General features: G+C 67.2%; 14 protein-coding genes. 4 read left to right on the top strand and 10 right to left on the bottom strand.

Going from position 1 to position 14,144, the window contains the following annotated elements; genetic code table 11:
* Positions 1–326 precede the first annotated feature (326 nt).
* The 4 genes from ABQ137_RS15920 (at position 327) to ABQ137_RS15905 (ending at position 5,295) form a co-directional block, all read left to right on the top strand.
* Positions 327–1,487, top strand: coding sequence for a phosphotransferase enzyme family protein (locus tag ABQ137_RS15920; protein ID WP_184519566.1), 1,161 nt, complete (start codon positions 327–329; stop codon positions 1,485–1,487).
* Positions 1,488–1,519: 32 nt separating this feature from the next.
* A complete protein-coding gene (locus ABQ137_RS15915) occupies positions 1,520–3,685 on the top strand; it encodes a TonB-dependent receptor (protein WP_184519563.1) in 2,166 nt (721 codons plus the stop codon).
* Between the two features lie 200 nt (positions 3,686–3,885).
* Positions 3,886–4,461 carry a nicotinamide riboside transporter PnuC gene (gene pnuC, locus ABQ137_RS15910; protein ID WP_104624053.1) on the top strand — a complete coding sequence of 192 codons (576 nt, stop codon included), beginning with the start codon at positions 3,886–3,888 and terminating at the stop codon, positions 4,459–4,461.
* A gap of 105 nt (positions 4,462–4,566) precedes the next feature.
* Entirely contained in the window at positions 4,567–5,295 is a 729-nt protein-coding gene (locus ABQ137_RS15905) for a UTRA domain-containing protein (RefSeq protein WP_184519560.1), read from the top strand.
* Between the two features lie 267 nt (positions 5,296–5,562).
* Here ABQ137_RS15905 and ABQ137_RS15900 read toward each other — a convergent pair whose 3' ends face one another.
* Genes ABQ137_RS15900 through gspG form a run of 10 tightly spaced genes read right to left on the bottom strand, consistent with a single transcriptional unit; the run spans position 5,563 to position 14,100 of the window.
* The gene (locus ABQ137_RS15900) at positions 5,563–6,402 is read right to left on the bottom strand and encodes a glycosyltransferase family 2 protein (protein WP_184519556.1); all 840 of its coding nucleotides are present in this window, start codon (positions 6,400–6,402) and stop codon (positions 5,563–5,565) included.
* Entirely contained in the window at positions 6,399–8,723 is a 2,325-nt protein-coding gene (gene gspD, locus ABQ137_RS15895) for a type II secretion system secretin GspD (RefSeq protein WP_184519553.1), read from the bottom strand. The genes ABQ137_RS15900 and gspD overlap by 4 nt, the downstream gene beginning before the upstream one ends.
* Complete coding sequence (xpsN, locus tag ABQ137_RS15890; protein ID WP_184519550.1) at positions 8,720–9,511, bottom strand: type II secretion system protein XpsN; 792 nt, start codon at positions 9,509–9,511, stop codon at positions 8,720–8,722. Before xpsN ends, gspD begins: the two co-directional genes overlap by 4 nt.
* Positions 9,501–10,154: a type II secretion system protein GspM gene (gene gspM, locus ABQ137_RS15885; RefSeq protein ID WP_039518939.1), complete on the bottom strand. Its 654-nt coding sequence runs from the start codon at positions 10,152–10,154 to the stop codon at positions 9,501–9,503. The genes xpsN and gspM overlap by 11 nt, the downstream gene beginning before the upstream one ends.
* Positions 10,138–11,259 (bottom strand): PilN domain-containing protein, encoded by a 1,122-nt coding sequence (locus ABQ137_RS15880; RefSeq protein ID WP_029219000.1) that lies wholly within the window; start codon positions 11,257–11,259, stop codon positions 10,138–10,140. Before ABQ137_RS15880 ends, gspM begins: the two co-directional genes overlap by 17 nt.
* On the bottom strand, positions 11,256–12,107 hold the full coding sequence (locus ABQ137_RS15875; protein WP_016901924.1) for a type II secretion system minor pseudopilin: 852 nt from the start codon (positions 12,105–12,107) through the stop codon (positions 11,256–11,258). The genes ABQ137_RS15880 and ABQ137_RS15875 overlap by 4 nt, the downstream gene beginning before the upstream one ends.
* Positions 12,104–12,739, bottom strand: coding sequence for a type II secretion system protein J (locus ABQ137_RS15870; RefSeq protein ID WP_184519547.1), 636 nt, complete (start codon positions 12,737–12,739; stop codon positions 12,104–12,106). The genes ABQ137_RS15875 and ABQ137_RS15870 overlap by 4 nt, the downstream gene beginning before the upstream one ends.
* A complete protein-coding gene (xpsI, locus tag ABQ137_RS15865) occupies positions 12,736–13,152 on the bottom strand; it encodes a type II secretion system protein XpsI (protein ID WP_029218999.1) in 417 nt (138 codons plus the stop codon). Before xpsI ends, ABQ137_RS15870 begins: the two co-directional genes overlap by 4 nt.
* Positions 13,149–13,658, bottom strand: coding sequence for a type II secretion system protein XpsH (xpsH, locus tag ABQ137_RS15860; protein WP_039525438.1), 510 nt, complete (start codon positions 13,656–13,658; stop codon positions 13,149–13,151). Before xpsH ends, xpsI begins: the two co-directional genes overlap by 4 nt.
* Positions 13,659–13,668: 10 nt before the next feature.
* Positions 13,669–14,100, bottom strand: coding sequence for a type II secretion system major pseudopilin GspG (gene gspG / locus ABQ137_RS15855; protein WP_024939118.1), 432 nt, complete (start codon positions 14,098–14,100; stop codon positions 13,669–13,671).
* Positions 14,101–14,144: the final 44 nt, after the last annotated feature.

The following is a 14,144-nucleotide window of genomic DNA, read 5'->3' as shown; positions in this document are numbered from 1 at the left end:
AACGCCATCGTGCGTCTGCCAGCGCCGACATGGCGGCTGGCAGCGGCAACAGGCATACTGCGCGCCCGGAACCGCCCAGCGGTTTTGCGCAGGCGCCGCCCACGGCGCGTCCCACATTTTTAGTGTCGAGATGACGGCCAGCGACCTTTCGGTGTTGCGCTGCCTTTTCATTCCCTGCAGTGCAACCGCCTGATGGCGGGCGCGCCGCAACGACGGCCTGGCAGCGCCGTCCGTGTTGTCGCCGGCGCGCGCGCCGGGTCCGCCGCTTCGGCACCGATCGACTGGTCTATACCACTGACCCGCACCGCATTGCCGGAGCCGGGCGCATGAGCACCTCGCATCAGGTGCATGGCATGAGCCTGGAGTTGGCGCTGCCGGATTGGCCGGTGTTGACCGCCGACGAAATCCGTCGCGTGCTGCAGCACTTTTCCGCTCCCGTCGGTAGCGAACTGATTCGCTGGCATAGCGCCCGCCCGTTTTCCGCCGCCGCCTGCGTGGACACAGCCGGCGGCACGCTCATCGTCAAGCGACATCACCGCAGCGTGCGCAATGTCGCCGCGTTGCGCGAAGAGCACGTCTTCATGGCGCATCTGCGCTGGGCCGGCGCACCGGTGGTCGAGGTGCTGCACGATGCCGCGGGCCGCACCGCCCTGGCCGATGCGGACTGGGTCTACGAAGTGCAGCGCGCCGGGCTCGGCCAGGACCTGTATCGGGATGCCCTGTCGTGGACGCCCTTTACCAGCGTCCCGCATGCGTCGGCGGCAGGTGCCGCGCTGGCACGCCTGCATCTGGCAGCGCAGGGATTCGATGCGCCGCCACGCCGCAGCAGCGTGCTGGTGGCCAACCTGGCCCTGTTCGCGCAGGCCGACCCGCTCCGGGCGGTGGAACAGGCCTTGCTGTCGCGCCCCGGCCTGGCCGCCGATTTTCAGGACCGGCCCTGGCGCCGCGACCTGACCGACCACCTGTTGCCCTGGCACGCCCGGGCCTGGTCGGTGCTGTCGGCGCCTGGCGCCCTGCCGCCGCTGTGGACGCATGGCGACTGGCATGCCTCCAACCTACTGTGGCGCACACACGACGATGGCGACGTCGAGGTCAGCGCGGTGTTCGACTTCGGCCTGTGCGACCGCAGTTTTGCGATGTTCGACCTGGCCACGGCGATCGAACGCAATCTGATCCCTTGGTTGAACCTGGATGCGGGGCAGCGCGCGCAGCCGCAGCTGGAGCAGCTCGACGCCTTGCTGGACGGTTACGCCCGGCACTGCGCACTGGGCGCCGCGCAGCTGCGGCAGCTGGCCGCCTTGCTGCCGATCGTGCATGCCGACTTCGCCCTGAGCGAGATCGAATACTTCGCCGGCATCACCCGCTCGGCCGACAACGCCGACATCGCCTATCACCGTTACCTGCTCGGCCATGCGGACTGGTTTGCCAGCGCCGATGGCCAGCGTCTGCTCGATCACCTGCACGCGCGCGCGCGTCGGTTGCCATGAGCGTTTTTCCTTCTCCTTTTCGAGCCCTGCGCATGCACCTGCCCGCCCCTCTTCACCACCGCCGCCCGCTCGCGCTTGCACTTGCGCTGTGCATCGCCACGCCTGCCCTCGCGCAGCAACAACCCGGTGCCGAGGCGGTCGAACTGGATGCGGTCAACGTGCGTGGCGAACGCGCCGACGCCAGCACCGCCTTGACCGGCTTCGGTGCCACGCGGCTGCTGGATGCGCCGGCCTCGATCGCGGTGATCGAGCGCCAGCAATTGCTCGACCGTCAGGCACGCGTGCTCAGCGAGGTATTGCGCGCCGATGCCTCCGCCGGCGACGCCTACGCCCCGATCGGCTACTACGAGAATTTCGTCGTGCGTGGCTATTCGCTCAACGCCGCCAACAGTTACCGCATCAACAGCCTGAGCGTGGTGGGCGAGCAATCCATTGCACTGGAAAACAAGCAGCAAGTGCAGATCCTCAAGGGCCTGCCCGGGCTGCAATCAGGTGTCAACGAACCGGCCGGACTGATCGACTACCGCACCAAGCGGCCCGAGCACGTGCGCAGCGTGACCCTGGGCACCGACGAGCAGGGCTCGCGCTATGTCGCCGCCGACCTGGGCGACTGGTTCGGCGCCGAGCGCAGCCTGGGCCTGCGCGTCAATGCCGCGCGCGAGGACATCAACAGCTATGTCGACCACGCCGACGGTTATCGCAATTTCCTGTCGCTGGCCGGCGACTGGAAGATCAGCCCGCAGTCGCTGCTGCAGCTGGATGTGGAGTATCAGCATCGCCAGCAACGCTCGGTGCCCGGCTACCAATTGCTCGGTGGCACGCAGGTACCGCGCGACATCGATGTGCATCGCCTGCTCGGCTACCAGCCGTGGTCGCGGCCGGTGGAGATGGATTCGCTCAATGCGCAGCTGCGCTACGCCTACCAGTTCAACGACAACTGGCGCGCCACCGCTGAAGCGTCACGTAGCCGCTCGGTGATCAATGATTTCTCCGCGTTCGCCTGGGGCTGTTATGGCGCGGCCAGTTGCGCCGACAGCGCCACCCCGAATTTCTTCAGCGCGCAAGGCGAGTACGACGTCTACGACTACCGCAGCCCCGACGACACCCGCGTGCACGATCAACTGCGCGCCACGCTCGAAGGCCGTGTGCTCACCGGCGCGCTGGATCACCGCCTGAGCATCGGCGGCGACTGGCTACGCCGCACCATCGACCGCTTCGGTTCGGTCAACGAATTCGTCGGCAGCGGCAGCATCGACCGCGACCCGGAGGTGTTTGCACAGACCGACGTCGCGCTGGACCCGAAGCAACGCCGCCTGGACAGCCGCCAACGCGCGTTGGTATTGGCCGACCGGATCGGGCTGGGACCGCAATGGGAGCTGTCGCTGGGCGCGCGCTATGTGCGCCTGGACGAGCGCAGCTTCGACCGCGATGGCGTGCTGGAGCGACGCACGCGCAAGGACACCCTGCTGCCGCAGGCCGCGCTGCTGTTCAAACCGCAGCAGCAGGTATCGCTGTACGCCAGCTATGCCAAGAGCCTGGCCGCCGGCGGCACCGCCCCGTGGTTTGCCGACAACGCCGATGAGATCCTGCCGCCGACCAATGCGTACCAGCTGGAGACCGGCGCAAAATTCGATTTCGACGGCCTGCGCCTGGGCGCGGCGCTGTTCGACATCCGCCAGGCCTACCAATTCACCCAGCCGCAGGCCGATGGTGACCTGCGCTATGTGCAACAGGGCCGCCTGCACAACCGTGGCCTGGAGTTGTCGGCCGATGGCGCGGCCACCGCGCAGCTGCGCATCTTCGCCAGCGTTGCCGCCATCCGCGCCCGCGCCGAAGACACCGACATTGCCGAGTACGAAGGCCACCAGGCCATCAACGTGCCCAAGCTGCGCGCCAGCCTGCAGGCCGATTACAGCGTGCCCGGCATCGATGGCCTGGCGCTGCTGGCAGGCGTGCAATACAGCGGGCGCAAGTTCGCCGACCGGCTCGGCAACGCCAGCGTGCCGGCCTACACCGTGGCCAACCTGGGCGCGCGTTACGCCACTGCACTGGGCGGGCTGGCCACCACCTGGCGCCTGAACGTGGACAACGTGTTCGACAAGCGGTACTGGCGCGATAGCGGCGAATACCAGGGCGATGCCTATCTGTTCCCGGGCGCGCCGCGCACGGCGCGTCTGACCGTGCAGCTGGACTTCTAAACGCAGCCGATGCGGCCATGCGATCCGCTGACGTGTGAGCTGCATGGGCTACGCGACAGCGGTGCTGCGCGGGCCGCGTGCGCTGCCGGTATCGGCTGCAGGCGATGAACGCGCTCGGCCTGCTCGCACGGTCACGTTGAACTGTTCTGCGTCCCTGCCCTCGATCCCTCTTCCATCAGACATCTTCCCCCTGACCTTCCATGTCATTGCTCGAATCTGCCGCCGTCGTGATCAACCTGCTCGGTGTCTGGCTGACCGCGCGGCGCATTCGCTGGTGCTGGCCGGTCGGCATCGTGGCGGTGGCGCTGTATGCCTGGCTGTTCTATCAGTGGAAGCTGTACTCGGACATGCTGCTGCAAGGCGTCTACGTGCTGACCCAGTTGTACGGCTGGTGGCTGTGGCAGCGCGGGATGGCCGCACAGACACGCATTCGCCCGTTGCCGATGCCGCAGGCGGAACTGTGGATCTCTCTGTGCATCGGTGCCGTGTTCGCTGCCACACTCGGTGCCTACATGCATCACCGCACCGATGCCGCACTGCCGTGGCTGGACGCAGCGCTGGCCAGCTTCAGCCTGGTCGCCAGCGTCTGGGCCGCACGCAAGCGCATCGCCAACTGGATACTGTGGGTCGTGCTCGATTGCATCTACGTGGGCGTGTTCGTCAGCAAGGGGCTGTATCCCACCGCACTGCTGTATGCAGGCTTCGTGCTGCTGGCGCTGTATGGATGGCGCAGCTGGAAAACCCAACAGCAGCAGAACCTGGCAGGCCTTGCCTGAGCCACCTGCAGTTTGCGGGCGCGTTCTTCTTTACCATCGCTGCATGCACCTCTCTCACCCAACTGCCTTGCACCTGCGCCGCAGCCACCATCGGCGGATCGCCGCATGAGCGCGTCGCGCCAACACGCCATCACCGAAATCGTCTCCGCGCAGATCGCCGCCGGCGAATGGGGCCCGGATCAGCGCCTGCCGGTAGAGCGCGAGCTTGCCGAACGCTTCGGCTGCACCCGCATCACCTTGCGTGAGGCCTTGCAGCAACTGGAAGCGCAGGGCCGCATCTACCGCGAGAACCGGCGCGGCTGGTTCGTCAGCGCACCGCGCGTGCGCTACGACCCCACCAGCATCGCCGGCTTCATGCAGTACGTGGCGGCGCAAGGACGCAAACCGCGCACCGAGCTGTTGAGTGCCACCCGACAGGCAGCGGGGGCTGCCTACGCGGCCGCACTACGGCTGGAGACGCCGTACGAAGAGGTCTTCGTGCTGCAACGCCGGCGCTGGATCGACCGCCGCGCGGTGCTGCTGGAAACCAACGTGGTGCTGGCCGCCTGGGCGCCGGGCCTGCTGGAGCACGACCTGGCCGGCTCGCTGTCGAGCGTGTTCAACCAGAAACTCGGGCTGTTCCTGAGCCGCGCGCAATTGTCGATGCATCCGGCCGGGCTGGACGCCACGCAAGCCCTGTTGCTGCAGTCCACCACCGGCACACCCTGCTTCCGGCTGCAGCGGATCAGCTTCGCCGAAGACGGCCGCGCGGTGGAGCTGGATATCGAATCCTGGCGCCACGATGCACTGGATGTGGTGGTGCGCACCGAGGCACCGATGCGGCCGGCGCTTTAGCGCCGGGAATCGGGAATCGGGAATCGATGGTGAGCATCACGCGCTGCTTTCTTCGTTGCAGCTGTAGTGCATCGTTGCGATGCTCTCTGCGGTTGACCACATGTCGCAGAAACGACTGAGGTGGCGACGGGTACATGCTCAAAAAGATGATGCAGGCCGCAGCATCTGTGCCCGCCTAACAACTGCATTGTTGTTCGCGTCAGTGGCTCTTGGTCATTCCATCGCCGCTCCCGCCCAACGCAGCGGGCAGGCTCGGCCGCGAGACCGCTATGCGTCGAACAGCGTGCGCTGCGGGTCAGGCGGCGGCAGGTCGGCGAGCAGTTGCGCGAGTTGATCGCGCTGCGCACGCAGCGGGTCGTGCATCAGGAAGTTGGCCAGGCGTGCGTGCCAGGCCGGCCAGCGTGTGGCCAGTGCATCCATGTCGCCATCGGCAGGGCGGCCTTCGTGCGGCGAGGCGACGAAGGCGGTGTCGCACAGCACGTTGCGCCATCCCAGCCCACCCATGCGCAGGCTCAGGTCCACCAGTGCCGCATACCAGGAGCCATAGCTGCTGGCGTCCAGGCCGCCGGCCTTGCGCCGCGCGCTGCCACGTAGCAGCACCGCGTGGCCGATTGCCGACGGCAGTTCCGGATGCAGTGGCGGCATCGCCGCACACGCAGCGGCGAGCCGCTCCGGCGCGGCAGGCATCGGATTGAGTTCGCCCAGGCGTGGCCAGCTGCAGGCTTCGCCCACATTGCTCCACGGGGTGGCGGTGGCGATCGCCGCATCGCGCGCAAAGCAGGCGTCGAGCTGATTCAACCAACCCGGCAGCGGGCAGGCATCCACACCCAGCACCACCACATCGGCATCGCCGCAGCCGCTGAGCATTTCGTCCAGATGCGCCACCTCGCCGAGCATGCGCTGACGACGGTTGTGATGCGCCTGCAGCCGCGTGCGCGCCAGCCAGTGCGCGATCACCGCGCGGCCGCGCGGGCCGGCCTGCGCATCGTCGGCCAACCACACCCGCGTGCCGGCGGGCGTGGCGGCATCCAGTGCGCCCAGGCAGGCATCCAGGGCCTCGTCGTCGGTGCCGACCGGCACCAGCACGACGGGCAGTGCCGCACTCATTGCGGCTTCTGGCTGGGTTTCAGCGGCTCCATGGCCTTGAACTTCTGGCCGTATTCGTCGGTGAGATTGCGCGCTTCCTGCGGGTTGCGCACGATCGACGGGGTGATCAACACGATGACTTCGCGGCGGGTGTTGTTTTTGCCTTTAGTTCCAAACAGCGCACCTACTACGGGCAACTTGCTGAGGAACGGAACGCCGTCGCTGGTGTCGGTCGTGCTGTCGTCGATCAGACCGGCCAACATGATGGTGTCACCGCTCTGCACTGCGGCCTCAGTTTTGACCCGACGTGTATTGATGTCGACATTACAAGCTGCAGCATTGACGGTTGCCGTTGCTGACGTACACGCAGCTGGACGGTCGCCTGGACTGCTGACTTCTTGAACTATATCCAAAAACACCATTCCATCCTTGGTTACGCGTGGACGCACTTTCAGAATCACGCCCGTGTCGATGTATTGAACTGAAGAGAAGCTGCTGTCGCTACCAAGACCGGTATTGATGGAAGTCGAGTTAATTGCGATACGCGAGCCGACATTAAGTGTAGCCTCGGCATTGTTTCGAACAAATACCGATGGCGTTTGCAACAGGCGGACATTGGTTACACGGTCCAGCGCAGTGATTATGGCCGCAGCATTCTTGCCGAGAAAACTCCAAGCAACCCCTCCACTACCAACTTTCCCAGCGATATCACCCCAGATGTTACGTCCCGCTGCATTTGCAAGACCAGCTCCCAGACCGATGCCCGTTCCATTGGTCAGACCGCCATCGGTCGCGGTTGCCGGTGCATTTACTGCATTTTCAAAATACCAGTTAACGCCGTAACTCAGCGCACCGGTCAAATTCACCTCGGCCACCTGCGCTTCGATATGCACCTGCATCGGCATCACATCGAGCTTTTCGATGACGTCGCGGATCGAACTCCACGACTGCGGGGTGGCGCGCACCAGCAAGGTATTGGTTTCGGCCACCGCCGACACACCCACCTTGTCGCCGGCCACTTCCAGCGTCACCGCGCCATTGCCGTTGCTGCGCGGCGACAGTTGCAGGCTGCCGTTGCCCAGTCCACCGCTGCTGCTGCCACTGCCACTGCTGCCGCCGAAGCTGCTGCCGGAGGAGCTGCCATCGCTGCTCTCGCCGATGCTGCCGCCGGTGGTACCCGAGCTGCCGCCCATGCTGCTGTCGCGGTTACCCAGGGCCCCTCCGAGCACGCTGGTTTCCGAGCCCGGGGCCAGCGAGGCGTTGGAGTCGCTGTTGTTGCCGCGCCCACCGAATACTTCCGACAGGCGGTCGGCCAGGTCCTTGGCCTTGATGTACTTCAACTCGTAGGAGAACAGCCGCACGCCGCCACCTGCGCTGTCGATGCGGTCCAGCCACTGCTGGATCTGGTCCAGATAGCGCGGCTGCGGGGTGATCACCAGCACCGCGTTGGCGTTTTCCAGCGGCATGAAACGGAACATGCCGGCGCTGGGTGTCTTGCTCTGTTCGCCGAATACCTTCTCCAGATCGGCCGAGACCTTTTCGGCCTTGCCGGACTGGATCGGGAACACGCCCACCGACATGCCCGACAGCCAGTCCACGTCGAAGATCTGCACGGTGCGCAGGTAGTTCTCCAGCTCGGCGCGGGTGCCGCCCAGGGTGATCACGTTGCGCGAGGGATCGGTGCCGACGATGGCGTTCGGACGCGCATAGGGCTCGAGCACCTTCTTCATTTCGCTGGCGGAGATGAACTTCAACGGCACCACGCGCACTTCGAAACCGCGCGCGGCCGACGGCGATGCGGTGCTGGGCGCGACGGTACCGGCCAGCGCCTGGTCGGCGGGCACGATGTTGTAGCGGCCGCCGCTGAACACCATGCGCGCGTTGTTCCAGCCCAGCACCATTTCCAGCAGGTTCAAGGCCTGCGCCGGCGAGACCGGATTGGGCGTGGCCAGGGTCACGGTGCCCTGCACGCCGGGGGCGATGACGTAGTTCTGCCCGAGCATGTCGCCCAGGATTGCCTTGACCACCGCCTGCACCGATTCGCCTTCGAAGTTGAAGGTGGCGCTGCCGCTGCTGGCCATGCCCAGCGTCGGTGCCGGCGCGCTCGCCGCGCTCTGGTTGATCATGGTGCCGCTGCCACGCCGGATCACCGGGGTGGGCTTGGCGCTGGCATTGCCCTCGGCGCGTTGCTCGGCACCGGTCTGGGTGGCGCCGGCGGCGCCGACTTGCGGGTCCAGGCGCGCGTCGCGGCGCACGTCCGGCGGCGGAGTGGTGGCGCAACCGGCCAGCAGGCCGATCAGCAGGGACACGGGAAACAGGCGCTGCGTCATGCGTTCACTCATTGGGTCTGACCGGGGGTAGAGCCGCTCTGGCGCTGCTGTTGCAGCTGGCGGCGTCGGGCTTCGATACGTTCGCGGATGGCGCGCATCTGATCATCGGAGGGGCGTGGGGCTTCCTGGGCGCCGTCGCTGCGCTGCGGCGGCACCGTCGGCGGTGTCTGCCCACCGGGCTGCTGTGGCGGCGTGGCGGGCTGGGTCTGCGGCAGCTGCGCCGGTGCGGCCGCGGCGGCATCGGGCGACGGTAACGGCGGCATGGCGCCGGCAGCGCCGCGCGCGCCCGCATTAGCGGTGGGCGGTTGCCCGCCCAAGCCGTTGAACACGTGCAGCTCCAGTGTCTGGGTGCCGCCAGGGCCTTCGATGGTTGCGCTGCGCGGCTGCAGGGCGAGCAGGCGCCAGCCCTTGACCGCTTCGCCGCCCAGCTGCACACGCACCGAATCCTGTGGATCCAGCGTCAGCGTGGCCATCTTGAAGTTGTCCGTCAGCAGCACGCCGGTCAGGCGCACCGTCGAGGCGGCGCTGCTGCCGTCGTTGCCGGACAGGAAGAACGGATGCGGCAGGCGGTCTTCGGCGAAGGCCGGATGCGCGGCGATCTCCGAATATTTTTCGAACGCGCCCAGCCGTTCCGGCGCCGGTGCCGGCAAGGTGGGCAGGCGCTGCACCAGCGCCGGGTCGTCCGGCAGCAGCTCCACGCGCTTGCCCAGCCCGGCCACCGCCAGCACGCACACCAGCAGCGCCCAGCCGACCACGGTGGCCAGCAGCCAGGTGCGCAGGCCGATCATGTCAAGGCGCATTGCTGGCCTCCGCGGCGTCGGGGGCGGCGGGCGCGGCGTCGGTGTTCAACGGCGCGGCGCTGGCGCCGGGGCGCAGGTAGCCGGCCAGTTCGAAGGCGATATCCAGGCCGTTGCCGCTTTCGTTGGGCGAGAGTTGGTAGCGCTGCGCCATTACGTTGAGGTTGTCCACGAAAAGGCGCGGGGTGCCGTTTTCCAGGCTGTACAGCACCGAGGCCAGCTCCGGGGTGCCGCAGCGCAAGCGCACCTGCACCGCAACGCGGGTGAAGCGGTCCTTGCTTTCCGGCTGCAGCGGCGAGCGGTTGCTGATCGCGCAGCTGCGGTTGCCGGGGCTGGCTTCCACCACCGCGCGTTCCAGCCGCTGCACCAGGCCGGCCGATGCCAGTTCGGCCGAGGTTTCCGGCAGGAAGCCTGGGCGGCTTTCCAGGGTCTGGCGCGCCTGCTGTAGCCGTTTGCTGACTTCCGGCGCCTGCTGCAGTTGCACGCGCACGCGTAGCTCGCGCTCGCGCAGCGCTTGCAGGTCGTCCTGCACGGCGATCATCGGCTGGGTGAACCAGGGGTGCACCAGCACCAGATAGGCCACGCCGATCACCAGCAACAGCAGGCCCAAAGCGATCCAGCGATCGCGCTTAACGCTGCGTGGCATCGGCCGCCTCCTTGGCATCGGGACCGGCCAGTTCGGCGGTGATGGTGAAGCGGTCGACGTTGCGACCGGCATCGCTCTGCAGCACGCCGGTCAGCGAGGGCGTGCGCCACAGCGGCGAGCCTTCCAGGCGCCGCACCAGCGAGGAGGCTTCGTTGCTCAAGCCGATCAACTGCAATTGCCCACCTTCGACCGAAAATTTTTCCAGGTAGGTGCCGCCCGGCAGACGCCGGCTCAGTTCGTCCCAGATTTCCACCGAGGTGGGGCGGGTAGCACGTTGCTGCTGAAAGAAGTTGGCCCCTTCGACCAGATCCAGCAATTGCTGGCGTTCGGCGGCGACCTGGCGCGCACGTGCGGCGTTGGCCTGCACCTTGGCACGCAAGTCGTCGGCGGCCTGGCGGCGGTTGTCCAGCAGCAGCCAGCCGGCCACGGCCAGCAGCACCAGTGCGGCGGCAGCCAGCAACAGATTCCAGCGCTGCATCGGGTCGCTGCGCCGCAGCCGCCGCGCCGGCGGCAGCAGGTTCACGCCCAGTGGCAGGCCCTGCGCATTGGCGACATCGATGCCGGACAAGGCGCTGGCCCATGCGTCGGGCACGCCGTCCGGGCCATCGATCAGGCGCCGCGGCACCACCACCAGTTCGGCATCGAGCTGGCCGTCCTCGCGCACGTCCAGCACGCGCGCATCGAAGTACACCTGGTCGGCAGTGAACGGGGTTTGCCGATCGATCTCGAAGCGCGCCACATCCTGCAGGCGCGCCGCTGCCGCAGCAGGCAGGCGCAACGGACGACGCAAGGCATGCGCGGCCGGCAGCAGCCAATGCCGCGGCAGGCCTTCCAGCGCGGTCGGTAGCAAGGCATGGACTTCCTGCGGCTGCACCGGCCACGGCAGGCTGGCGATGGTCTCGCTGCTGTGATCGCGCTGACGCAGCAACTGCAACGCCTGCCCGTCGGGCTGCAACAACAGCCGCGACGGCGACAGGCCCAACTGCCATTGCCAGCGCTGCGGCAGCCAGGCCAGCAGCGATTGTTGCCACCAACGCCAGAAGCCTCCGGCTCCCGGCATGGCGCGTACGCCGATACGACCCAAGGTGTCCCGCCATGCGGTCATTGCACTGCTGCTCCCTCTTCCCAACGCAACACGGTATATGCCGACCCAGGTAATGCGGACGCACTGGTGGAGACCACCGCCCGCAACACAGCCTCGCGTCCCTGACTCAGTCGCGCCCGGCTCTCGATACTATAAGTGTCCGACCCACCGACCGTCGCCTCGCTGCCCGGCAAACCCGGCGGCGCGTCACGCTGGGCCAGCAGTTGCCGCGCATCCAGGCCCATCGCGGTCAGCACCGGGCCCGGCGCAAAGCGCGCTTCGGGGCGCGAGCGTCCGCTGTACAAGGTAAGGTTGGGCAACAGCTTGCGATACAGCTCGCCATCCATTCCCAGCACCAGGCGCAACTCGCCCAGCGTTTCGAACGGGCCATCCTTGGCGCCGTACGGCAATCCGGCATCGGCATAATCGCGATCTTCCGCGCCGCCGCCGGGCTGGCTCAGCGAATCGCCATCGCGCCAGTCGACGATCGCACCGGCAATGCGCGTATCGCGGCCCTGTTCGCCACCGACCGCGCGTACCAGGCCGGCCAGCAGCGCGGGCTCGGCCATGTTCAAGTCCACCTTGCCGCTTTCGTCGGTAATGCGGATCTCCACCGTGGCATCGTCCATCTGCCAACGATAGCGCCGGCCGTCTGCGAGCCAGCGTGCCTGAGTGTCGGTGCTTTGCAGGCGGGACAGTGCGTATTCCAGCCCGGAGCGCGCGTATTCCTGCGCCTGCGCGCCATTGCGCAGCATGCTGCCCTGCAGCGCTTCCACCCGCGCGGTCAGCGCGAATGCGCCGATCATCGCGGTGAGCAGCGCAATCAGCCACAACACCAACACCAGCGCGGCACCGCGCATTGCGCTCATTGCCCCGCTCCCGGGTTGCTGGATTGCGGCAAGGCCACCACCAGCGGCGGCCAGGCGGCACCGCTGCTACGGATCTCGATGCGCACCAGCAACGGCAGACGGTCGTGCCATTCCCACTGCGGCAACCATGCGCTCAGGCGGCCGCTCTGCGGATCCATCCCGCGATACCGAAAGCTCACCTGCTGCACGTCTTCGGCGAGTGTTTCCGGCGGCAGCGTGGTGCCCTCTTCGATCGACTTGCCCGATTGCAGCATGGTCAACGCGATCCGCAGCGTGCGCTGTTCGCCATCGCCGGCCACCGACAGATCGTGCAGGTACGGCCCGCCGCGGCCCAGGTAATCCGGTACATCTGCGGCAAAACGCATGCGCTGCGGCTCGCCGATGAACAGCATCGGCTGCTGACTCTGCGGGTCGATGCCCATTGCGATCGGCAGTGCCGCCGCCAGCCGCCGGCGCAGGAATTCTTCCACCGCACGCACGCGTTCGCTGCGCTGGGCGATCGCCTCGCCGCGCTGGCTGACCGCGCTGGCCGAGCGCAAGGTGGCAAACGCCAATGCCAGCCCGCCGACCAGCAACATCGTCGCCAGCAATACTTCGATCAAGGTGAAGCCGGCACTGCGCGAGCGACTCATGGCGCGCTGCCCGGCTGCGCCGCAGCCACCAGCCGCAAGGTGCGCCACTGCAGGACCTGGTTGGGCTGCTCGCCCCAGCGCACCACCAGGGTCAGCTGCAGCAGCGTGTGTGCGCCGGGGGAGACCGGCGCCTGCGGATTGCGTCGCGGCTCGTCGTACGGGCGCACATCCATCGACCAACGGAAATGCCCGTCTTCGAAGGTGCCTTGCTGCTGCTCGGGCACCAGCGGTTTGTCCATGCCCTGCGCTGCCAGCAACGATTGCGCATGCAGGGTGGCGCGCGTGCTCTCGTCAGCCGCACGCACCTGACGCGCGGCACCGGACAGCGATCCCAGCAACAGGCTCAACGCCAGCGCCAGCAACGCAAAGGCGACGATCACCTCGATCAGCGTGTAACCGCGCTGGCGCTTCATGGCGCAGGCGTCCGCAACTGCCCGGAACGCACTTCGCCGGTGATCCAGCCCACGTCCACGCGCCAGGTCGCGTCCTTGACGCGCAGATCAATGCGCCCGCCGGTGGAGGCGCCATCGGGGAAGAACTGGATGGCGCCCTGATCCTGCCGCGACTGCACCTGCCGCGCGCCGGTGAAGCGCACCTCCAGCGACGACGGCAGATCGCCGTGATGGCCGCCGGGTGCTTCCCAGCGGCGCTGCTGCGGATCGATCAGAAACCGCTGCGGCGTGCCGGTGGCAATCGCCTGGGTGCGCGTATAGCGCAGCTGCGAGGCGATCGCCTTGCCGGCGGTGCGCAGGCGCATGCCGTCGATTCCGCCATTGAGCGCAGCGGCAGCCAATACGCCGGCCATCGCGATCAGGGCGATGACCAGCAACATCTCCAGCAACGAACTGCCACGCGTGCGGGGACGACCAGGGCCGACCACTCCATGCGGATGACGCAACGGCTGACACGCAACGCGCATGGCAAACGGCTTATTGGTACTTGATGTCCGCGTCGTAACTGCTGCCACCGGGGCGGCCGTCCTTGCCCAGGCTGATCAGATCGAACGGCTGGCCATCGCCGGGCGCGCGGTATTCGATGGTGTGGCCCCACGGGTCATTGAGTTCGGCCGGCTTGGCATACGGGCCCAGCCAGCCGCTGCTGCCACCGGGCTGGGTCACCAGGTCATCGAGCTTGCTCGGCAACTTGCCGGTGTCGAGCTGGAAATTCTCGATCTTGCCGGCCAGGGTCTGGATCTGCGATTTGGCCAGGTTGGCCTTGCCGCGATCGGCACCACCGAGCACACGGCTGCCGACCAGGGTCAGCACCGCGCCGATCAGGACGATGACGATGATGATTTCCAGCAGGCTCATGCCGGCCTGGCCTGCACGCGACGGACTACGGGTGATGGAGCGCTTGATCATGAACGATTTCCTTGCACGTCGATGAAAGATGCTGCCGCCAGAAG

Origin of the sequence: Xanthomonas sp. WHRI 8393, assembly GCF_040203315.1 — a bacterium.
Lineage (GTDB): Bacteria > Pseudomonadota > Gammaproteobacteria > Xanthomonadales > Xanthomonadaceae > Xanthomonas > Xanthomonas arboricola.
The sequence above is the reverse complement of the archived record's forward strand: the minus strand, read 5'-3'. Positions and strand labels throughout refer to the sequence as shown.